This is a genomic window from Streptomyces sp. PR69 (assembly GCF_026420845.1).
Classification (GTDB): Bacteria; Actinomycetota; Actinomycetes; order Streptomycetales; family Streptomycetaceae; genus Streptomyces.
Genome location: NZ_JAOWCB010000004.1, coordinates 255,895 through 276,713, shown reverse-complemented (window position 1 = coordinate 276,713; position 20,819 = coordinate 255,895). Strand labels below are relative to the sequence as shown.

The window sequence follows — 20,819 nt, the reverse complement described above, 5'->3', positions numbered from 1 at the left end:
CGTGCGTGCTGAGAGGTTCTGAGGTACTGGCCCACCCTGTTCGACGTGGCCACTGGCATCGGGGCCACCCCGACATTCCTGCGAGCGTGGAGGAACCCCGTGCGGTTCATCGTCCAACCCGACCGAACTTTGCCCTACGCCACGGGCCCCCGCGCCGCAATCCTCGTCCCCGATAGTTGGGACGACTTCGGCTACAGGACCAGCTACGACCTGTGGATCCGACCCTCCGCCAACACCATGCCGACCGAGATCGGACGCGTCAAAATTGCCCTCGTCGACCAGCAACCCGGCCCCAGCCCCCTGCCGTCCGGCGACTTCGACGAGAGGCTGCCGGCTGACCTGGGTGAATGGATTTCACTCGGCCAGGACGACCTATATTACGAAAAGATCGCTGATCTCGAACATTTTGCGGCAAGGGAAATCCTCATCGGCCTGGGCGACCTCACCGCACTGGACGACCCCGCCAGTACAGAAGTGAAACTGCTCGCGCTGTCATCGTCGAGTCCGGTCACGGCGACCTCCCTCATGCGGAGCGTCTCCCTGCAAACGGTCCTCCACCAGTATCGACGTATCACCGCCGGTGGCCCAAGGCTCACTAGCTACAAGTTCAATTACCACCCTCCGCAACCGAACCCCGATACCCCCGCCCGCCCCCCGCTGGAGTTCGAGGTTCGTCCCAATTCCGTGCCGTCGAGCAACATCCACGTGCTCATCGGACGCAACGGTGTCGGAAAGACCACGCTCCTGCGCTCCCTGGCCGCAGCCGCCGTACGACCCTTCGACCTTCCCGAAACCGCCGGCAAGATCACTTACATTGAAGAGACTGGCTTCGCCAACGTCCTGCTCGTCACCTTCAGCGCGTTCGACCCTTTCACAGGCATCACCCCCTCGCACACCACGACCAGATACACGCACGTCGGCCTGACCGCGGAAGTCCCCGCCATCGAGACAAACGACAGCCACACGGTCCGCCTGAAAGGGCGGGATGATCTAACGTCCGAATTCCTCGACAGCCTCAAATCGATCTCGACCTCCGGGCATTACGACCGCTGGGTCGATTCCGTGGTCACCCTGGCCAGCGACCCCCAATTCGCCGCTGCCGTCCTCGGCGACACTACCGAGCCCGCCCTCGGCAGTAGGCCGATCGACACCCTCACGACCGCTGGAGACAACTCCAGTCTGGCGACCGGCACAGGACGCCTGTGGCGCGACATCTTTGTGAGTCTCAGTTCCGGACATGCCATCGTGCTGCTCACCCTTACCCGGCTCGTGGACCTGCTCGCAGAGCAGACGCTCGTGCTGCTCGATGAGCCCGAGGCGCATCTCCATCCCCCACTGCTGTCCTCCTTCGTCCGCGCGCTGTCCGACCTTCTGACAGAACGCAATGGTGTCGCCATCACCGCGACGCATTCGCCTGTCGTACTCCAAGAAGTCCCCCGGTCCTGCGTCTACAAGATGAGCCGCAATGGCTCTCACGGGCGCGCACGGCGCCCCAGGATCGAGACCTACGGGGAGAACGTAGGAGTACTCACCCACGAGATCTTCGGCCTCGAAGCGATGAAGTCTGGCTTCTACGCGGAGATCGAGAAGGCCGTCGACCGGTTCGACACCTACGAGGACGTCATCGGTCACTTCAAGGACCAGCTGGGCGACGAGGCCAAAGGCCTGGTCCGCATCCTGCTCGCGGACAAGAGGGCGGAGGACCGCTGATGTGGCCCGCGGACCCGCTGACACTCAGCGCCAGAGACAGCTGGAACGGCCTTGGGGACCAACGGAACAACCAGTATCGGTGAGATTGATCTTGACGCCTTGAGCGGCTCTCTCGTCACCAGTCATCGGGCGGGTTCGGCGGTCTGTGCCGTGCGCGGGCTGGGGAGTTCTCCGGCCTGGTGGGCGGCGAAGTCGGTGTGGGCCTGTTCGACGGCTTCGGGGTACGCCTCGCGCTTAGCGTGCTCGGCGAGTGCCCGGTAAATGCTGGCGACGGACGGGTTCTGGCCCTTGCGCTTGCCGGTGGGGATGATCAGGTCGGGCTGGATCTGCTCGACGGACTCGCCGAGCGCGCGGCGGCGGAGCACGGTATGCAGCATGTCGTCGGTGATGACGGGCGGCCGGCCGCCGTACTTGCCCTTGCGGGCCGCGGTGTCGAGCCCTTCGAGGGTGGATTCGCGGATGTTCTCCCGCTCGGTCTCCGCCATCGCGGCGAAGAACGCGAACAGCAGCTTGCCGGGGCCGCTGGGGTCGTAGATGCCGGCCAGGGGGCCGTGGAGCATCTCCAGGACCAGGCCGTGCGCGGTCAGGTGGTCGGCGAGCGCCGTCAGTTCGGCAGCGTCCCGGCCCAGTCGCTTCATCTCGAACACCGTGAAGAGCACCCGGCAGTGCGGGGCGTGGGCCTTGATCTCCCGGGCTGTCTTGAGGGCCTGTTCGAACTGGGGGCGGACCCGGATGCGGGTGCTGATCTTCTCGCTGAAGATCTTGTCCCGGGGGATGCCGTGTCCGGCGAGCGCGTCGATCTGGGTTTGGAGTTCCTGGCTGCGGTGCGAGCACCTGGCGTATCCGATGCGGATGTCCGCGCTCGGCAGGTCGGGGTCGATGGGAGCGGGGGGCGGGGTGCCGGGCCGCCACGGCTGGCCGGGGGCGCGGTCGGCTGGGGTGGGCACCCGCAGTTTCTTCGCGAGCCGGGGCACCTTGGTGAAGCGGCCGGTGTGGTAGGCGGAGGTGACCGCGCCGGAGCGCGAGCGGCACGGCGAGCCGGGCTGTGCGTCACACTTCGGGCAGGCGTGCCGTTCGACGTCGTCCGCGTCCGAGGAGTCGGCGGGGGAAGGCTCGTGAGGGTCCGTCATGAGCCCGGATTTTCGCACAATGCAAGTCTCAGAAGGGGGTTGCTCCCCCTTTTGAGTGCGAACGGGTTCTGCGAACCGATCAGGGTCTTCGCGATCTTCGACGGCCCGTATTCGATCTTGCTCGGGCAAAGGGTCGTTTGTGAGAGTAACGCCGCGTTGAACCCGTGGCCTTGACGCTCCGGGCATCGAACTTCCGACCCACGTTCGAGTATCCGGCCGATTCAGTCGGGGTGGACTGTCAGTAGTTGGCGGACCACTCTGAGCTGATTGTCGCTCAGTGCTCATTCCGTCGTTATGCGGTCGACATCCTCGGGCTTGTGCGCGGCAGCCGATGGTCGCCGATGGATGGCCCACTCGGCCACGGCGAGGTTGATCACCCAGCCGAGGCCGTGGACCAGGGCTTTGTCCAGCTCGCCGGGCAGGCCGAGGGCGACGATCGAGGGTATGAACAGCAGTGTTTGCGTGCCCGCCCCCATGCCGATCGCGTAGCCGCGGAACATCCATGCGCGGTGCCGGGCCAGGTCCCGCCGTCGGACTGCGGCGAAGGCCAGGACGAGTGAGGCGGCCATGGCCAGGCCGAAGACCAGGCGGATACCGGTCAAGAGGTCACCGTCGCTGTCTGTCCGTGGGTAGAGCAAGGTCATCCACAGACCTGAGAGCGCCGCGGCGAGCCCACACACGACCAGGAACCGGCCGGCCGCGCGGTGCCGGCCGGGGTGCCGGCGGCGGATGGCAGGGACGAACTGGAAGGCGCCCAGGACGCCGAACGGGACGGCGGCGAGGATGTGGACGACCACGGGCGCGGGGGAGGCGAAGAACCGGGTGTTCTCCGGCGTGATGTCCGCGCCGCCGACCAGTTCGGTGAGGCGGAAGACGCCGGCGAGCGAGGGGATGACGGCGAGCGTCAGCAGTCCGGCGAGCGCGAACCTTTGGGGCGTGGAGGAACTGGTCATCGGGGGCCTTTTCCTGGCTTTCCTGATGGCGTCGTTCGGCCCTCGCCCGCTGAGACGAGGGCCGAACAACGTGTCGGACCGCAGGGAGCGTGAGCATTACGGTTCGCGGCGGTAGAGCCGCATCGTGACGGGGCCGAACACGGCGACCAGAGCGGCGCAGGTTGTCAGGACCCAGCCGATCTCGGTGGTGACCGGCTCTGCGTGCATCAGGCCGCGTACGGCGGTGACCAGGTGCGTGATCGGGTTGACGTCGACGAACGCTTCGAGCCAGCCGGGCAGGGTGGCGGGGTCGACGAAGACGTTGCTGACAAAACTCATCGGGAACGTCACCAGTATGCCGAGGAACATCACCGACTCGGGGCTGCGGGCCAGCAGGCCGAGGCTCGTCCAGACCCACGACAAGCTCCAGGCGAACAGCAGCACCAGGCCCACACCGGCCAGCACCCCGGACAGGCCCGCATCGGGACGGAACCCCAGCAGCACGCCGAGGCTCACGATCATCGTGGCCGCGACCGCGTAACGGCCCAGATCGGCCAGCAGCGCCCCGACCAACGGGGCCGGACGCCAGATCGGCAGCGACCGGAACCGGTCGAACACCCCTTTGGAGATATCGGTGTTGAGCGCGACCGCGGTCGACTGCGTGGTCATCGTGACCGTCATGACCAGGATGCCGGGCAGGACCGACTGCAGATACTCGCCGGTGGAACCGGCCAGCGCTCCGCCGAACAGGTAGGTGAACATCACCAGCATCATCAGCGGGAACACGGTCACATCGAACAACTGGTCCGGGACATGCCTGATGCGCAGGACAGCCCGCCAGCTGAAGGCGAGTGCGGCGGCCGGTGCGCTGGGACGGGCCGGACGTGCTCGGGTCGACAGCGCAGAGCGAAGCGGGGCGGTGGTGGCGTCGGTGGGCGGTGGGGCCGGGACGGTGTTCATGCGGTGGCCTCCTTCGGGGACTTGGGTGTGGCGTGGTGGCCGGTGAGGGCCAGGAAGACTTCGTCGAGGCTGATCCGGCCGACGCCGAAGTCGCTGACTTCGATGCCGCCGTGCGCGAGCTCGCTCAGTGCCGCACCGGCCCGCGCGGGATCGTCCAGACCGGCCGACAGGGCCGCCGGGTCCTCCTCGTGGCGGACCGGCACGGCCAGCACCCGGGTCAGGATCCGCGCCGCGTCGTCTCGCCGGGCCGGGTCCCTGAGCCGGACGTGTACCACTCCGGCGCCGACGGACTGCTTGAGTTCGGCGGGCGTGCCCTCGGCGATGATGCGGCCGTGGTCGATGACCGCCAGCCGGTCCGCCAGCCGGTCGGCCTCTTCCAGGTACTGGGTGGTCAGCAGGACCGTGGTGCCGCCCATGGCCAGTTCGCGTACGACGTCCCATACCTGGGTGCGGCTTCGCGGGTCGAGTCCCGTGGTCGGTTCGTCGAGGAACAGCAGGTCGGGTGTCACCACGATGCTCGCGGCGATGTCCAGCCGGCGGCGCATACCGCCCGAGTAGCCCTTGACCCGCCGGTGCGCGGCGGCTTCGAGGCCGAAAGCGGCCAGCAGCTCCCTGGCCCGCTCCGCGGCGGCACGGTGCCGGTGACCGAGCAGCCGGCCCATCAGCACCAGGTTCTCCCTGCCCGTGAGGTCGTCGTCGACCGAGGCGTACTGGCCGGTGAGGCCGATGCGGGCGCGTACCGCGTCGGCGTCGGCGACGATGTCGCGGCCGAAGATCCGTGCCCGTCCTGCGGTGGGCCGGACCAGGGTCGCGAGCATCCGGATGGTGGTGGTCTTGCCGGCCCCGTTGGGGCCGAGAAAGCCGTAGACGCTGCCCTGCGGGACTGCGAGGTCGACACCGTCGACGGCGACGGTGTCGCCGTACCGCTTGCGCAGCCCTTCGGCGTGGATCGCGTACGGGGGCATGGCCTTTCCTTTCGGTTCGTGAGCCGGACCGTTCGCCCGACAGGGATCCACCAGGCGTATTTACGCTGTAAACAATGGGGCGTGCTGCGCCCCGGATGGCGAGCCGCGTGCGGCCCCTTGAGTGTTTCCTGATGTGCCGAGGAGGCGGCGGCTCGGCGGGGCTCAGGACGCGATGGTTACCACGGTCTTGCCCCGCGCATGGCCCTCGCCCTGCCTGGCAAGGGCTGCCGCGATCTCCGGGAAGCCGTAGGCGCACTCGATGACGGGCCGCACTTCATCGGCTTCGATCAGCTTCGCGAGCGTCGCGAGGTCGTCGGGGTTCGCCTTCGCGGTGAGCGGCTTCATCCTCGGGCCGCCGCGCACAGAGGGGAGCGCGACCCGCAGGATGTAGGGCAGGGGACCCAGGACGTCACCGCCGGGCATGCCGCTGGCGGCGACGTAGGTCCCGTCGCGGCGCAGCACCCGCCGGTACGCCGACAGGGCGTGATTCCCGACGAGGTCGAAGATGACGTCGTAGGGCTGCCCGTCCCGCGTGAAGTCTTCTCGCGTGTAGTCGACGACCGCGTCGGCGCCAACCGAGCGCACCAGGTCGACGCCGCCGGTGCTGCACACGCCGGTCACGTGCGCGCCGAGCGACCTCGCGATCTGCACGGCGAACGTGCCCACGCCCCCGGAGGCGCCGTTGACCAGCACGCGGTGGCCGGCCCGGACGCCGCCGATATCGCGGAGCCCCTGGAGGGCGGTGATTCCCGCGAGCGGAACGGCCGCCGCCTCCGGGAAGCCGAGGCTGGCCGGCTTGGGCGCCAGTGCATCCTCGGCGGCCACGGCGTACTCGGCGTAGGCGCCGTGGGGCAGCTCACCGAACACCTCGGCGCCCGGCTGCCACCGCGTGACCTTGCGGCCGACCGCCTCGACGATCCCGGCGACGTCCTTGCCCCGCACCCGGCGCCTGGGCCGCGTCAGACCGGACGCGAGCCGCAGTACGTGGGGGAGGCCGACCAGTGTCATCCAGTCTGCGGGGTTCACCGACGAGGCGCGGACGCGCACCAGGACCTCGTGGTCTCCGGGCTCCGGCCGGTCGAGTTCGCCGAGCTCCAGCACCTCACGGGGATCGCCGTAGCCGCGCTGCACGATCGCTTTCATATCACTCCCATTGTATTTACACCGTAAATATTTACGGTGTACGTTAGACTTCGTGTCGCAGGCAGTCAAGAGGAGATGAGTGTCACCAGTGCCGAGGCTGAACGACCCGCCGAACGGGCGCCGCGCACCACTGAACCGCGACCGGGTGCTCGACGCAGGCATCGCCCTGGCCGACACCGAGGGCATCGGCGCCGTGACGATGCGCCGACTCGGGCGGACACTCGGCGTGGAGGGCATGGCGCTGTACAACCACGTCGACAACAAGGAGGACCTGCTCGACGGCATGCTCGACCGCGTCGCCAACGAGATCGAGCTGCCCGACAACGACGCGGACTGGCGGGACCACACGCGGCGACGCGCAATCTCCGCGCACACCGCGTTCTTGCGCCACCCCTGGTCGGCGTCCCTGTGGACAGCCAGCATCACCCTGGGACCGGCGCGGATGCGCTACCTGGACAGCGCACTGCGCACCCTGCGCGAGGCCGGCTTCCCACCCGACCTGCTCGACCGCGCCTTCCACACGATCGAGAACCACATCACCGGCCACGCACTGCAGGCGCTGGACTTCCCCCTGGACCACGGCGAGATGCAGGAGATGGGCGAAGGCTACCTGCGCTCCTTCCCGGCCGAACGGTATCCCGATGTGGCCGCACACATCCGCCACCATCTCAACCACCAGGACAAGAGCGACGGGTTCGAGTTCGGGCTCGACCTGATCCTCGACGGCCTGGAACGGATGCGCACCGCGACCTGAATCGGCGCCCCGGCACCGCCCTTGTCCGTGGGGCACCGCCGGGCCGACCGCCGTCCACGGCTCACTCGTCCTGGCCGTCGTCGTCATCGTCGAGGTCGACCGAGTCCGGGTCACGCAGCGGCCGCAGCCCGTCGACCGGCTGGGAGGCGGTGAAGCTGTAGCGGCCGAGGACGTTCAGATTCCGGTGCTTGAGCGGCGAGAGCCGGGCCACGTCCTCGTCCTTGATCTCGTGACCTTCGGCGCGGAGCTGGGCGACTGCGGCGTCGATGTAGCGCGTCGTCCACAGAACGACCGCATTCAAAACGAGACCCAGAGAGCCAAGCTGGTCCTCCATCCCGTCCCTGTACGCCTGGTGGATGGTGCCCTTCTTGCCGTGGCAGATGTCGCGGGCGAGCTTGTGCCGGGACTCCTGGACAGTGAGCTGCTTGTGCATCTGTCGACGGTAGGTGTCGTCCACGGGGTCGACGACGGCGAGCAGGTGCAGGGTCTTGGCGATCCGCCCATACTCGGCGAACGCCTGCCCCAAGGGCGTGGGGTGGCCCTCGCGGCCGAACATCCGCAGCAGGTCGTAGGCCCTGACCTGGTTAGTGACCAGGGAGCCCGCCACCCGCAGCATGTCCGGCCAGGCCGTGAGCACCTTCTTCACGTTCACCTTGTTGCGGGCCAGCGCCTCCAGCGGCCCGTAGCCGCCCGCCGGCTCGCCGCCGGGCATCTGGGCCTTCCAGAACCGATGGTCCTCCAGGTCCTTGAACCGCGGAGAGAAGCGGTAGCCGAGCATCTTGAAGATGCCGAAGACCATGTCGGAGTAGGAGGCGTTGTCGGTGGCGACCATCTCCGGCTTCACCCCGCCGTCCAGGTTCAACAAAGCGTCCAGGATGAACAGGGAGTCGCGCGGGGTGCCGGCCACCACCATCTGCCCGATCCCGATCACCTGGTCATTGATCGCGTTCAGCCAGGTGATGCCCTTCTTCTTCGCGAAGTACTTGGGGCTCGGGGCAGCGTTGATCGTGCGGACGGGGACGACGAAGCGCAGCCCGTCGACGGAGGCCAGCAGCCCGTTGCCCCAGAACTTGACGATCGGCACCCGGGCCTGGGCGGCGATCAGCGCCGCGTTGGCCGCAGCGATGGTGTCGGCGCGCAGGTAGTACTGGTCGACGTGGACCAAGCGGGAGCGGGTCAGGGCCTCGATGTTCGGGTTGATGACCGGAGTCATCCCGATGTTGCACGCCTCGCTCACCAAGAGCGCCACCACCGAGGTGGTGAGGTCCTTCATGCGGGTCTTCCCGTCACCCAGGTGCACGAAGGCGTCCAGGAACCCGGTCCAGGCGTGCACCTCGAACAGCAGGTCCGGCAGGTCGATCTTTGGAAGCATCTTCTCGACCCGCTTGCGCAGCCAGTTCAGCGACTTCGGCTCACCCAGCGCGTGGAGCTTCTCCACGTTCAGCCTTGCCTGCCCGTTCGGCTGCACCTCGATGCTGATCTTCGCGTCGGTGCCGGCCTCCTCCAGCCGCTCGGCCATCTGCTTCCACGTCGCGTCCAGGACCTCGATCAGTTCCTTCAGGTGCTGTTCGGCGTCCTCGTCCAGGCTCAGGCCCGCCAGGACGTCCTCACGGACGGCCTCCCACTCCTTGCCGTCCAGCAGGCGGGCGCGCGGGTCGGACCACCGGTGCGAGGGAGAGGCGTAGATGTCTCGGCGCTTCAGGGCGCGGAAGAGCTGCTCCAGCACGCACACCACGTACGCGTCCCGGTCCACCGCCCCCTCCGGCAGCTCGGCGTTCGCATACACCGCCTTACGCCAGGCCGGCGGCACCAGCTTCTCGTCGATCTCACGCGGCAGCAGCGGCTTCTCCGTCACCCGGCGCCTGGCCAGGGCGGGCAGCAGCTGCACCCCGGTCAGCACCCGCCTGCCGCCGGTCGCCGCGTCCAGGGCCTTCGACTCACCCAGCAGCGCCAGGAACGGCTTGACGGTGTTGTAGCGCAGCGCCAGCGCCTGCCGCATGGCGATCTCCGCTGAGTCGTCGTCCTCCGGCACCAGGCTGACCACCGTTGCGGCGGCACTCGACAGGGCAGCCCTGGGCGCGACCTCCTCCAGCGCCCGCCACAGCGCGGCCACGTCCACATCGCAGCCGGTCTCCTCCAGCAGCTCCAACTCCTCGATGAACACCTTCGAGGCACGCGCGACGATCCGTGAGGCCTTCTCCAGCTGCGGCAGCGTGGACAGCCGTTGCTTGTCCGTGGACCGCTTCGCGGTGCTGATCAACCGGGTGGCCATCAGGACCTCGAACAGGTCCAGCGCGTCGTCGATCGCCTTCGCCTCCAGGTGCCGCATCACCGCGGTGAGCATCGCCGTACGCTTCGGCTCACTGGTCCGCTCCAGCTTCGGGGCCTTCGTGCCCAGCCCGTACCGGGCCAGCGCCGCCAGCCTGTTCGGCGGGATCTTGTTCAGCTTCACCCGCCCCAGCTGGAACCCGGCGATCTCGTCCACCCTCTGCAACGCGTTCTTCATCGCGGTGCCTGTGGTCCGCGTCGGCGGCCGGCGCAGCGTCTCCAGGTACGAGTACCGCTTGCCCTCCGCTGTCTTCAGCGTGGCCACCAGGTCGCCGGGCAAAGCCGGGTCCGCGCGGCGTGCGGCCTTCGCGACGGTGGTGTGCAGCCGCTTCTCCGCGATTCCGCGGACCTCGGCCACCTGCCGGGCCAGTACCGAGACGCCCGGCAGCAGCACCCGGTTCCTGCGCAGCCAGCCCACCGCGTGGTCGAACAGCGCCTTCGGCCCTTCCGAGTGCGCCGTCCACGCCCGCCCGTGCAGGAACGCCCGGAACTTCCGGCCCATCGCATGGTCTTCAAACTGGTGGTAGCCGTACACGTCGCGGATCTCCCACGCATGGTCGTACACCGTCTGCCGCCGCTCCGTGTACCGCTTCACACACGACGGGTCCTCGATCCCCAGCTGCTCGGCCAAGTGCTCCACCACCGGCCACGGCACATCCAACAGGTCCTCGCCCAGGAATGTTCCCACGTACCGCACGGTGCACATCTGGAGAGCGAAGCCAAGCTGGTGATGCTTCGTACGCCGCAGCGCGATCAGATCGCGGTCGACGTCGTCCAGGAAGAAGAAGCGCTCCAGCTCCGGGCGCGTGGGCTCCTCAGTGAACTTGCCGTACGCTTCAGCCTGCTCATCAGATAAAAACTCCACCGGCATACGACGGACGTAACCACCCGCATCAAGCAGCCGAGGATCTTTCAGCGAACACCCGCACGCAACGGATCGCTCGTGCTAATGGATCACAGCGAGCTGACCATGATCGTTCTCACCGATACTGGCTGTTCCGTTGGTCCCCAAGGCCGTGGAAGATCTCCACCAGCGTGTCCCGCGACACGACGAAGAACGAAAACCTCGGGACCAGGCTCCGCGCGGCTGCGGACATCGCGGAGGCCGCCGCCAAGGCATTCCGGGCCGCCGCCCTGTCGTGCACCCTGCACAACCTCAAGTCGGAAGACTTTCAAGTCACAGACATACCTAGCGCGAGGGTCTCCGACATCGTCTACGACAGCGGCATGACCAACGGCCCCGGCCGAGCGATCTATGACGAGATCATGGATGGCCGCGACGAGAACCTCTGCCCGATGTGCCGGCACACCGAGGTAACCCAGCTCGATCACGTCATGCCAAAGAAGGCCTTCCCTGCCCTGTGTGTCGCCCCCGACAACCTCGTAGGGGTCTGCGAGTTCTGCAACCGCACCAAAGGCGACGACGTCACTGAAGACGCCGGGAAAGTACTACTGCACCCCTACTTTGAGGACGCCGCCACGGAACGCTGGCTGGAGGCAGAGGTCACCCCCGGCGGCGCAGGGGTGCTCAGGTACTTCGTGGCCCCACCGCCCCACTGGGAGGCCGTGTTCGCCGACCGCATCCGCCACCAGTTCGACTTCCTTAAACTGGGCAAGCGCTACAGCAGCAAGGCCAACCAGACCCTCTCAGGCATGCGGCAGCACCTCGCCCATCAGCTCAGGACCAACGACGCAACCGGCCTACGGAAGTACCTGGAGGAACTGGCCGCAAGCCACCGCGCCGACGACCTCAACGGCTGGGCAGCCGTGGCGTACAGCTCGTGGGCCGCCGACGCAGCCTTTTGTCAAGGATCCTTCATAACCCTGTGAACGCGGAATCACGTCGCCGCTTTCCGGTCGGTGTCTGGGCTAGGAATCCGGGCCCGAGCCGGTCTCAACAGCCAGTTCCGCCAGGGCTCGTGCGGATTCCGCGTAGCGCATTGCGGTCTTCTCGTCGAGCCCGAAGACCTTCGCGAGATGGAGTGGGTCGGGGCCCGTGGGTCAGGGCTTCTTCGAGTTGCCGGTCGACGCGGAGCCGCTCCAAGGTGGCGTCCTGTCCTCGCATCGGAGCGCTGATCCAGTGGTTGCTGGCCCGATTGGTTGTGTTGGCGGTCTGGTTGTTGATCAGCAGGTGGAGGTTCGCGGTGCTGGGCCACCGGCGGCGCCGGCGGCCCGGCCAGTCCGTCAGGAGTTTCAGGGTGAGGTCGTCGAGAAGCCGGGCGCGTCCGGCGATGGTCAGCCGGCGGTTGCCGAGATCGACGTCGTCGAGCACGAGGGCGGCGATCTGGGCAACGCGGGCGGCGTGGACCGCCGCGAGGGCGGGGACGAGCCGCGCCGCCGGCGTTGTCGCAGCCGCGACGGAGCGGTCGACCTGTTCGAGGAGGAGAGGTTGCAGCACGGCGTACTCGTTCTGCCCGACTGATCCGGCAACCGCGAATATGCGACACCTCAACATGTGGGCATGCCTCAAGCCTGGCTGAGGCGCTGCTGCCATGACCGGGTACGCCGGAGGTGATAGGCGAGTGCGCCGTAGGAGATCGAGTATTCGTGGTTGTCCAGGAGTTCGGCCCACATCTGTCTCGTGTTGAGGCCGCCAGCGATCATGCCTTCGAGGAGATCGGAGATTTCGCTGCTGATCGGGTCGGCGCCTCGACGCGTCCCTGGCAGGAGCGGCTGAGCCGTGTCCAGCGCCCGGTGGACGACCCATCTCTGGACGCCATGGCGCTGTGCGAGCAGCCGCATTGGCACACCCCTGTAGGCGTCACGGGCTATGCGGTATCGGAGGTCGCGGCGGCCATGGAAAGGGAACCTCCTCGCATAGCGTGCTGTTGGTTTGAAACGTCCCCGACGTGAGCTGGCATCGGCAAGAGCGCGGTCCAGGGCATCGGGGCTCCGGCCAGAGACCGCAGCGAGACGATCGAGAATCGGCTTCCCGAACCAGTAGGGCGGTCCGCAGAGGTATTCGTGCAGGTAGCTGGGCTTCAGATGGTTGGCACGGGCCATACGTCGAATGTAAGAGTCCGTGGTTTCCCCAAAGCGGGGCGAAACCTGGACGGGGAGTGGGCGCGGATGGTCGATGGTCCCTGTCAGCACGGGGATGCCTTTGCGTGAAGTGGCGCGGAGGCTTCTGCGGCGTGATCCAGGGGGATCGAGTCGATCCCCGCTTTTGTGACGCGTTCCGTGCCGTTGAGGATCGCGTCGATGGCAGCACCCCGGATCGCGTGGGAGAGCGCGCCGATCATCCCTCCAGTGCGTCTGTGGAGATGCCGGTCCAGTTTGACCAGGCTGCCCTGTGGATGGTCGTGCAGGAGCAAGGTTTTCTCCAGCGTTGCGACCAATCCTTTCCATTCGTCGCCGTAGGGAAAGGGGCGGGTAGGGACGAGGGTGAAACGACCCGCGATCTGGGCGCCCCGTGTGCCGGCAAGCAGCTCGCTGGTTTCCAGGCTGATGCCCGCGTAGACGAATGTTGCAGGGATACGTTCAGAGAAGTACTTGAGGGTGTCGGAGACTTCGGCGCCCGCCCGGGTGACCTGCGAGATGTTGTGGACCTCGTCAACGAGCACGAGGCCGGTGCGGGTATCGGTGCATACGCCGACCACAGCCTCGATGATGTCCGTCATATTCGATCGGTGCCGCACCGGCAGGCCCAGGAAGCGACCAAACTCCGCGGCAACCATGCGAGCAGTCGCGGCGGGCGGGACCGTGATGTAGAGCACGGGAATGCGGTCCGAGACATTCGGGTGACGATCCCGGTCGAGAAGCTCATGAGAACGTCCGAGCTGGGAGATAGCGCTCGTCTTTCCTGTGCCGGGTGGCCCGGAGACCATCAGTCCGCGGCGGGCACTGATCGCGTGGCGGTTGAGAAGGACCAGCCGACGGCCGCAGATCACCGTTTTCTCGACAAAAGACGTGGCGACCGTGAGCATGCGGGCGTGATGGTCAAGCCGGTCCTCGTCGTAGAGAATTCGGTCAGCCAGGGACAGTCGCTTTAGATCATCAGGGGCAAGCAACACTGGGGCTGCAGGAGGGCCATCGACGAACCTGCGCCATCCGTCCAAGGTGGTCAATTGTCGGTTGGCATCGGCATCGGCATCCTGCAACGTGGGGTGCTGGGCCGCCGCTTCGGAACGGGTCACGGGCGCCTCCAAGGGTTGGCGAGCGGGTCGAAGAGGCCCAGCGGGATGACTTCGGCGAGATGGATGTCCGTCCCGTCGTCGTGTGTGGGCTCGGTGGATGGCGTGTCGGGAACCGGTCGGTCCCCGGCGGTCACCCGGGTGCGGGCGGCGGCCCGGCGGTCACGTCTGGAACGCGTGGCCGGGGGGTCCTCCTTGGCGCCGGGGCCGTCGTGGGCTCGCCGCAGCAGAGCACTGACGGCATCGGCGATCTGTTCCTCGGTGCCTCCGGAGACTTGCTCACAGGCCCGGTCCCAGGCCAGCTCGCCGAACGGTACGCCGACGCGGTGTAGCTGCTTCCAGAAGACGGTGATCCAACGTTCGCCTTGGCGGTCGCGTACCCAGATCCGCGAGACGTCGTAGGGGTCGTGGTGGATCTCCCACAGGCCCTTCTTCGCCGCCACTCCGGAGTGCTGGCGGCGAAAAGGATTCAACTCCGCGCTGTCGTAGATGCGGTGTTTGATGCGGATGCCATAGGCGTTGATCGCCTGCCAGCGCTCGGGCAGCAGCTCGACGTAGTCATCGGCGCCGAGCGGAACCGGAACGTAGCCGCAGGACTCAAGTAGAGTCGCGTACTTCTCGTTCGGAGAGAACGCCCGCGCCGGTGAATCCGGGTCGCGCAATGCGTCATGGGGCCTGGTCTGCCAGCAGGCGATGACCCACTCGTCGAGAAGGCTCTGAAGTTCGGGCAGCGACCACAGCGGCCCGTCTTCTAGTTTCCGGCCGCGGCGGTCCGTGGTCGAGCCGGTGTAACCGGCGACGAACTGGGCGAACAGCGTCGCCACCGAGCCAAGCGTCTTCTCGATCGTGCCCTTGTCGGTCGGCGTCGCCTTGTGGGCCGGTTGCAGGTTGATACCCAGATAGCGGCAGGACGCCCGGAAGTTGTGCGAGACGAACACCTTGCCGTGGTCGCAGACGATGGTCTCCGGAACAATCACCGGTCGGGCGGCCGCGTGCTCCAGGCGCTCGTCGATACTCAGCAGCCGCCGGTGCGGCAGCACCGAGTGGGACATCCGCAGGGCCTCTGGCCAGCCCGGACGCATCGTCTCCGGTGTGACGCTTCGGGCCAGAACCGCGGAGGCATCCGCGGCCTTTGTGGTGGGCCGCAGCACCGCCGCGGTGATCGACTTCGTGGCGATGTCAACCATGGCCGTCAGCTCGACCTTCTCGGCAATCCCGTCATCCAACCGCACCAGCACATCCAGCGGCGTGGAGTCAATCTGCATCAGCTCGCCCGGGGCACTGGCCGGCAGCTCACCGAACGGTCCCGGCGGTCGCGCGTTAACCGAGCGGCGCGTGCGGGCCGACCCGGTGACGTGGGTGCCTGCGGCCAGCTTCTCGAACAGCCGGTAGAGCGTGGCCCGTGACGGCAGCTCAACTGCAGCAGTTTCCTCCCGGTCGGTGAGGATCTGCTTGGTCCGCCAGATGATGAACCCGATGGTTCTTGTCGATGCGTCGGCGGTCTCGATGATTGCCTGCCGCATCGCCTCCACCACTGCCCCGTCGACCTGCCCGAAGGCCGGCATCTGCTTAGCCGACCGGCCGTCCGCCAGCCCGACCAGCCCGTCCCGCTGGTAGCGTTGGCGCCGCTGCTTGATCCCACTGGTCGACACCTTGTGACCGGCTGCCGTCAGCTCGGCCGCCTTGGCCCGCTCCCGCTGGGCCAGCGAGTGCACTCTCGGGTCGAACTCTGGCCGCGGCTTCGCCCCTTTCGGAGCGTCCGGCGGCAGACCGTTCAGGACCTCCAGGATGTGCCTCTCCCACCAGCGGGCCTGGTCGGCGGCCGCTTTGGGGAACTCCGCGATTCGGGCCGTCGGTGGCACTCGCTTCTTCCCGGTCATCGGGCCCTCGCATCCGCCAGGCTCACGATCGTGCGGGGTCCCAGCAGCTGGGCCGCCATATCCTCAGCGGTCAGCTCCTGGCGCCAGAGCAGGTGGAACAGTACGGGCAGCGTCGCCAGGCGGTCCCCGGCCGCATCCGCCCCGGCCATCAGCGGCCCCGGCGTCGCGAAGACCTCCCGGAGCCGAGCCGCGGCCAGGCCGGTAAGGCATCGGGGATGTCGGTATCGCGACAGCCACCGGGCATTTGCCAGCAGCACCTCGTCCGGCGTCCCCAGCCGCTCGAACCTCCACCCGGTTTGGGTGCAGGCCAGGCGCGTCACCTCGAACGCTTCGGCGTCCTTCGGCTCGATCCGCTCATCCACACGGACATCGATGACCACCGCCGAGCCGTCTCCACGGCGCACGAAGTAGTCCGGGGCGTGCCGACGCTCTCGTTCGCCGTCATGCCAGTGCAGCCAGAACGGCTGAGAAGCGATCCCCACCACCTTGGGATCGAAGTCCATCAGCAGGAGGCTGTCCCTTTCCAGCCACGACTCGAAGCCGACGTGCTGCCCATTCGTGGCCGCCCAGTACCAGCCAGCGAAGTGACGCTCACCACGTGACCACCGAAACGGCCGCACCGGAGCGACATCCTCGAAGCGGGCTGTCACGCAGTCCAGGATCGGCCGCCGCTGACGCTCGCGTACGGCATCCACGTACGACAGCTCGACGTACGGCCCTGCAAGATCCACCCCAGCCGGTACAGCCATCCAGCACCCCCAGTGCGATCACGCTCACGACTAGGTTCACTGAGACAGCAGCCCGAACGACTGAGTTCGCTGAGTAAACGCCTCGATTGGATGACAGCGGACAGGCGTGCCCGGGCATGACCGGGCGGCGGTCATGTACTAGAGTTATCTCGACATCGAGATATCTGCCGAAGGCGTGCCGCGTCACCTTCCGTCGGGAGAGTCCGCTAAGGGTTACCTAACTTAGCCTCACCTTAGCGGATGGGTGAAGACCCCGGGCGGCAGGATGCGGTGAGATACGCGCACATTGATGAAGGAGACTGTCGTGTCGGCGAACAGCTTCGACGCCCGCAGCACGCTGCGCGTGGGCGACGAGTCGTACGAGATCTTCAGGCTGGACAAGGTCGAGGGCTCCGCTCGCCTTCCCTACAGTCTGAAGGTGCTGCTGGAGAACCTGCTGCGCACCGAGGACGGTGCGAACATCACCGCCGACCACATCAGGGCGCTCGGCGGCTGGGACTCCCAGGCGCAGCCCAGCCAGGAGATCCAGTTCACGCCCGCCCGCGTGATCATGCAGGACTTCACCGGCGTTCCGTGTGTCGTGGACCTCGCCACCATGCGTGAGGCCGTCAAGGAGCTCGGCGGCGACCCGGCGAAGATCAACCCGCTGGCCCCGGCCGAGCTGGTCATCGACCACTCCGTCATCGCGGACAAGTTCGGCAGCAGCGAAGCCTTCGCGCAGAACGTGGAGCTGGAGTACGGCCGCAACCGTGAGCGCTACCAGTTCCTGCGCTGGGGCCAGACCGCGTTCGACGAGTTCAAGGTCGTCCCGCCCGGCACCGGCATCGTCCACCAGGTGAACATCGAGCACCTGGCCCGTACGGTCATGGTCCGGAACGGCCAGGCCTACCCCGACACGCTCGTCGGCACCGACTCGCACACCACGATGGTCAACGGCCTCGGCGTCCTCGGCTGGGGCGTGGGCGGCATCGAGGCGGAGGCCGCGATGCTCGGCCAGCCGGTCTCGATGCTCATCCCGCGCGTCGTCGGCTTCAAGCTCACCGGTGAGCTGCAGCCCGGCACCACCGCCACCGACCTGGTGCTCACCATCACCGAGATGCTGCGCAAGCACGGTGTCGTCGGCAAGTTCGTCGAGTTCTACGGCGAGGGCGTCGCCGCCACCTCGCTCGCCAACCGCGCCACCATCGGCAATATGTCGCCGGAGTTCGGCTCCACCGCCGCGATCTTCCCGATCGACGGCGAGACCCTCAACTACCTGCGTCTGACGGGCCGCAGCGAGCAGCAGGTCGCGCTGGTCGAGGCCTACGCCAAGGAGCAGGGCCTGTGGCTCGACCCGGCCGCCGAGCCGGACTTCTCCGAGAAGCTGGAGCTCGACCTCTCCACCGTCGTGCCGTCGATCGCCGGACCGAAGCGCCCGCAGGACCGCATCGTCCTGGCCCAGGCCGCGCAGCAGTTCGCGCAGGACGTCCGCAACTATGTGGACGACGTCGACGAGGCGGGCAAGGAGTCCTTCCCGGCCTCCGACGCCCCGGCCGAGCACAACGGCGTGCCGACCCGCCCGACCCTGGTCACCGCCCCCGACGGCTCGACCTACGAGATCGACCACGGCGCGGTCACGGTCGCCGCGATCACCTCCTGCACCAACACCTCCAACCCGTATGTCATGGTCGCCGCCGCGCTGGTGGCCAAGAAGGCGGTCGAGAAGGGCCTGACCCGCAAGCCGTGGGTGAAGACCACCCTCGCCCCGGGCTCCAAGGTCGTCACCGACTACTTCGACAAGGCGGGCCTCACCCCGTACCTGGACAAGGTCGGCTTCAACCTCGTCGGCTACGGCTGCACCACCTGCATCGGCAACTCCGGCCCGCTGCCGGAGGAGGTCTCCAAGGCCGTCAACGACCACGACCTGGCCGTCACCTCCGTGCTGTCCGGCAACCGCAACTTCGAGGGCCGGATCAACCCCGACGTCAAGATGAACTACCTGGCGTCCCCGCCGCTGGTGGTCGCCTACGCCCTCGCCGGCTCCATGAAGGTGGACATCACCAAGGACGCCCTGGGCATCGACCAGGACGGCAACCCGGTCTACCTCAAGGACATCTGGCCGACCGAGGCCGAGGTCAACGATGTCGTCGCCAACGCCATCGGCGAGGACATGTTCACCAAGTCCTACTCCGACGTCTTCGCCGGCGACGCCCAGTGGCAGGCCCTGCCGATCCCGACCGGCAACACCTTCGAGTGGGACGCCGAGTCGACGTATGTGCGCAAGCCCCCGTACTTCGAGGGCATGACGATGGACCCCGCCCCGGTCGAGGACATCGCCGGCGCCCGGGTGCTGGCCAAGCTCGGCGACTCGGTCACCACCGACCACATTTCCCCGGCCGGCGCCATCAAGGCCGACACCCCGGCCGGCCAGTACCTCACCGAGCACGGCGTCGCCCGCCGCGACTTCAACAGCTACGGCTCGCGCCGCGGCAACCACGAGGTCATGATCCGCGGCACCTTCGCCAACATCCGCCTGCGCAACCAGATCGCGCCGGGCACGGAGGGCGGCTACACCCGCGACTTCACCCAGGCCGCGACCGCTGACGCGGCCCCGGTCTCGTTCATCTACGACGCCTCCCGCAACTACATCGAGCAGGGCATCCCGCTGGTCGTCCTGGCCGGCAAGGAGTACGGCTCCGGCTCCTCCCGCGACTGGGCGGCCAAGGGCACCGCGCTGCTCGGCGTCAAGGCCGTCATCGCCGAGTCCTACGAGCGCATCCACCGCTCCAACCTCATCGGCATGGGCGTCCTCCCGCTCCAGTTCCCGGAGGGCGCGTCCGCCGAGGCCCTCGGCCTGACCGGCGAGGAGACCTTCTCCATCACGGGCGTGACCGAGCTGAACAACGGCACCACCCCGCGCACGGTCAAGGTCACCACCGACACGGGCGTGGAGTTCGACGCGGTCGTCCGCATCGACACCCCGGGCGAGGCGGACTACTACCGCAACGGCGGCATCATGCAGTACGTGCTGCGCAACCTGATCCGCAAGTAACGGTCAGCGCCCCAGAGGCGCACGCCGGAAGACACCGGACACCGGAACGGGCCGCACTCCTCAGCAGGGGTGCGGCCCGTTCGTCTGCTCTGACCGCCCGCCGGGCGGTCAGAGCCAGGTCAGAACATCAGACGGTAGGCGTTCCAGCCACCGGTGCCGATCTTGACCCGCGGCTTGTACGGGGCCGCCGCGCTGCCCGTGCCGGAGTAGCGCCACAGCGCACCCTGGTGGTCGCGGGCCACCAGGTCCGAGACGCCGTCGAAGTCGATGTCGCCGACGCCCACGAGGCTGTTGTACGTGTTCCAGCCGCCGCCGATCTTGGTGCGCTTGCTGAGCGGGTTCTTCCAGTTGCCGGTGCCCTGGTAGAGCCAGAGCACGCCCGCCTTGTCCCGGGCGACGACGTCGGCCTTGCCGTCGCCGGTCACGTCGCCGAGGCCGGCGATCTGGGTGTAGATGTTCCAGCCCCAGCCGACCTTGGCGCGGGAGGTCACCTTGCCGTCGCCGTAGCCGAGGTAGAGGTACAGATTGCCGGAGCTGTCCCGGGCCAGCAGGTCATAGCCGCTGGCGCCGCCCAGGTTGCCCGGGGAGAACACGCGGTTGTAGATGTTCCAGCCACCGCCGACGCGGTAGAAGTCTGTGTTCTCGCCCCCGAAGTACAGGGCGCCGCCGTTGTCCCAGTGCCACATGCCGTCGGTGACGCCGTCGGCGTCGTTGTCCGTCTGGGCGGCGTTCTTGAAGACACCCCAGTCGTCGGTGAGCCATTCGCGGGCTTCGTAACCGCCGCTGCCGTTGGGCTCGTACCAGTACAGGGTGCCGCCGCTGGCGCCGAACAGCCCCTGGATGACGGCCCCCTGCGAGGCCGCACCGGTGGCCTGGACGCCGCTCCGCTCCTGCGCGCCGGCGGCCGCGCCCAGCGCCTCGTCCGGGTTCTCCGCGGCGACGGCACCGGTCGAGGTGGTGACAAGGGCGGCGGCTATCGCCGCCACGGCGACACGGGACAGCGCCCGGCCGCGCTTGAGGCCAGAGAGTTTGGCCACGTATTTTCTCCGTTTTCACGTCGAATCGACGTGGGCGGCTCCTGAAGAGGGGCCGCCCACGAGTACC

The 20,819-nt window shown here is 67.6% G+C and carries 16 protein-coding genes; 4 read left to right on the top strand and 12 right to left on the bottom strand.

Going from position 1 to position 20,819, the window contains the following annotated elements:
* Positions 1 to 99 precede the first annotated feature (99 nt).
* Positions 100 to 1,710 (top strand): AAA family ATPase, encoded by a 1,611-nt coding sequence (locus OF819_RS05900; protein ID WP_267242272.1) that lies wholly within the window; start codon positions 100 to 102, stop codon positions 1,708 to 1,710.
* Between the two features lie 122 nt (positions 1,711 to 1,832).
* Here the strand turns inward: OF819_RS05900 and OF819_RS05895 are convergent, their stop codons facing one another.
* The 5 genes from OF819_RS05895 to OF819_RS05875 form a co-directional block, all read right to left on the bottom strand.
* Positions 1,833 to 2,840: a recombinase family protein gene (locus OF819_RS05895; protein WP_267242271.1), complete on the bottom strand. Its 1,008-nt coding sequence runs from the start codon at positions 2,838 to 2,840 to the stop codon at positions 1,833 to 1,835.
* 281 nt (positions 2,841 to 3,121) lie between these two features.
* Positions 3,122 to 3,793: a DUF2306 domain-containing protein gene (locus OF819_RS05890; protein ID WP_267242270.1), complete on the bottom strand. Its 672-nt coding sequence runs from the start codon at positions 3,791 to 3,793 to the stop codon at positions 3,122 to 3,124.
* 96 nt (positions 3,794 to 3,889) lie between these two features.
* Entirely contained in the window at positions 3,890 to 4,732 is an 843-nt protein-coding gene (locus OF819_RS05885; protein ID WP_267242269.1) for an ABC transporter permease, read from the bottom strand.
* The gene (locus OF819_RS05880) at positions 4,729 to 5,697 is read right to left on the bottom strand and encodes an ATP-binding cassette domain-containing protein (RefSeq protein WP_267242268.1); all 969 of its coding nucleotides are present in this window, start codon (positions 5,695 to 5,697) and stop codon (positions 4,729 to 4,731) included. Before OF819_RS05880 ends, OF819_RS05885 begins: the two co-directional genes overlap by 4 nt.
* Positions 5,698 to 5,859: 162 nt before the next feature.
* Positions 5,860 to 6,840 (bottom strand): NAD(P)-dependent alcohol dehydrogenase, encoded by a 981-nt coding sequence (locus tag OF819_RS05875; RefSeq protein WP_267242267.1) that lies wholly within the window; start codon positions 6,838 to 6,840, stop codon positions 5,860 to 5,862.
* A gap of 88 nt (positions 6,841 to 6,928) precedes the next feature.
* On the opposite strand from OF819_RS05875, the gene OF819_RS05870 reads away from it, so the two are divergent.
* The gene (locus OF819_RS05870) at positions 6,929 to 7,594 is read left to right on the top strand and encodes a TetR/AcrR family transcriptional regulator (protein WP_267242266.1); all 666 of its coding nucleotides are present in this window, start codon (positions 6,929 to 6,931) and stop codon (positions 7,592 to 7,594) included.
* Between the two features lie 61 nt (positions 7,595 to 7,655).
* Here OF819_RS05870 and OF819_RS05865 read toward each other — a convergent pair whose 3' ends face one another.
* Positions 7,656 to 10,793 (bottom strand): Tn3 family transposase, encoded by a 3,138-nt coding sequence (locus tag OF819_RS05865; protein WP_267242265.1) that lies wholly within the window; start codon positions 10,791 to 10,793, stop codon positions 7,656 to 7,658.
* A gap of 164 nt (positions 10,794 to 10,957) precedes the next feature.
* Between OF819_RS05865 and OF819_RS05860 the strand changes: the two genes are divergently transcribed.
* Positions 10,958 to 11,752: an HNH endonuclease gene (locus OF819_RS05860; RefSeq protein WP_267242264.1), complete on the top strand. Its 795-nt coding sequence runs from the start codon at positions 10,958 to 10,960 to the stop codon at positions 11,750 to 11,752.
* 64 nt (positions 11,753 to 11,816) lie between these two features.
* Here OF819_RS05860 and OF819_RS05855 read toward each other — a convergent pair whose 3' ends face one another.
* From OF819_RS05855 to OF819_RS05835, 5 genes are all read right to left on the bottom strand, one after another.
* A complete protein-coding gene (locus OF819_RS05855; protein ID WP_267242263.1) occupies positions 11,817 to 12,320 on the bottom strand; it encodes a hypothetical protein in 504 nt (167 codons plus the stop codon).
* Between the two features lie 68 nt (positions 12,321 to 12,388).
* Positions 12,389 to 12,925: a hypothetical protein gene (locus OF819_RS05850; protein ID WP_267242262.1), complete on the bottom strand. Its 537-nt coding sequence runs from the start codon at positions 12,923 to 12,925 to the stop codon at positions 12,389 to 12,391.
* A gap of 83 nt (positions 12,926 to 13,008) precedes the next feature.
* Positions 13,009 to 14,058: a TniB family NTP-binding protein gene (locus OF819_RS05845; RefSeq protein ID WP_416370477.1), complete on the bottom strand. Its 1,050-nt coding sequence runs from the start codon at positions 14,056 to 14,058 to the stop codon at positions 13,009 to 13,011.
* A complete protein-coding gene (locus OF819_RS05840; protein ID WP_267242261.1) occupies positions 14,055 to 15,935 on the bottom strand; it encodes a Mu transposase C-terminal domain-containing protein in 1,881 nt (626 codons plus the stop codon). Before OF819_RS05840 ends, OF819_RS05845 begins: the two co-directional genes overlap by 4 nt.
* Positions 15,932 to 16,684, bottom strand: coding sequence for a TnsA-like heteromeric transposase endonuclease subunit (locus OF819_RS05835; RefSeq protein ID WP_267242260.1), 753 nt, complete (start codon positions 16,682 to 16,684; stop codon positions 15,932 to 15,934). The genes OF819_RS05840 and OF819_RS05835 overlap by 4 nt, the downstream gene beginning before the upstream one ends.
* Before the next feature lie 304 nt (positions 16,685 to 16,988).
* Between OF819_RS05835 and acnA the strand changes: the two genes are divergently transcribed.
* A complete protein-coding gene (acnA, locus tag OF819_RS05830) occupies positions 16,989 to 19,715 on the top strand; it encodes an aconitate hydratase AcnA (RefSeq protein WP_323748898.1) in 2,727 nt (908 codons plus the stop codon).
* A gap of 119 nt (positions 19,716 to 19,834) precedes the next feature.
* On the opposite strand, the gene OF819_RS05825 is transcribed toward acnA, so the two are convergent.
* Complete coding sequence (locus tag OF819_RS05825; protein ID WP_267242258.1) at positions 19,835 to 20,752, bottom strand: FG-GAP repeat domain-containing protein; 918 nt, start codon at positions 20,750 to 20,752, stop codon at positions 19,835 to 19,837.
* Positions 20,753 to 20,819: the final 67 nt, after the last annotated feature.

Excerpts from the sequence above, each read along its gene's own strand:
- OF819_RS05850 (WP_267242262.1), bottom strand. The coding sequence starts at position 12,925 with ATGGCCCGTGCCAACCATCTGAAGCCCAGCTACCTGCACGAATACCTC.
- OF819_RS05890 (WP_267242270.1), bottom strand. The coding sequence starts at position 3,793 with ATGACCAGTTCCTCCACGCCCCAAAGGTTCGCGCTCGCCGGACTGCTG.
- OF819_RS05895 (WP_267242271.1), bottom strand. The coding sequence starts at position 2,840 with ATGACGGACCCTCACGAGCCTTCCCCCGCCGACTCCTCGGACGCGGAC.
- OF819_RS05875 (WP_267242267.1), bottom strand. The coding sequence starts at position 6,840 with ATGAAAGCGATCGTGCAGCGCGGCTACGGCGATCCCCGTGAGGTGCTG.
- OF819_RS05840 (WP_267242261.1), bottom strand. The coding sequence starts at position 15,935 with ATGACCGGGAAGAAGCGAGTGCCACCGACGGCCCGAATCGCGGAGTTC.
- OF819_RS05835 (WP_267242260.1), bottom strand. The coding sequence starts at position 16,684 with ATGGCTGTACCGGCTGGGGTGGATCTTGCAGGGCCGTACGTCGAGCTG.
- OF819_RS05885 (WP_267242269.1), bottom strand. The coding sequence starts at position 4,732 with ATGAACACCGTCCCGGCCCCACCGCCCACCGACGCCACCACCGCCCCG.
- OF819_RS05865 (WP_267242265.1), bottom strand. The coding sequence starts at position 10,793 with ATGCCGGTGGAGTTTTTATCTGATGAGCAGGCTGAAGCGTACGGCAAG.
- OF819_RS05880 (WP_267242268.1), bottom strand. The coding sequence starts at position 5,697 with ATGCCCCCGTACGCGATCCACGCCGAAGGGCTGCGCAAGCGGTACGGC.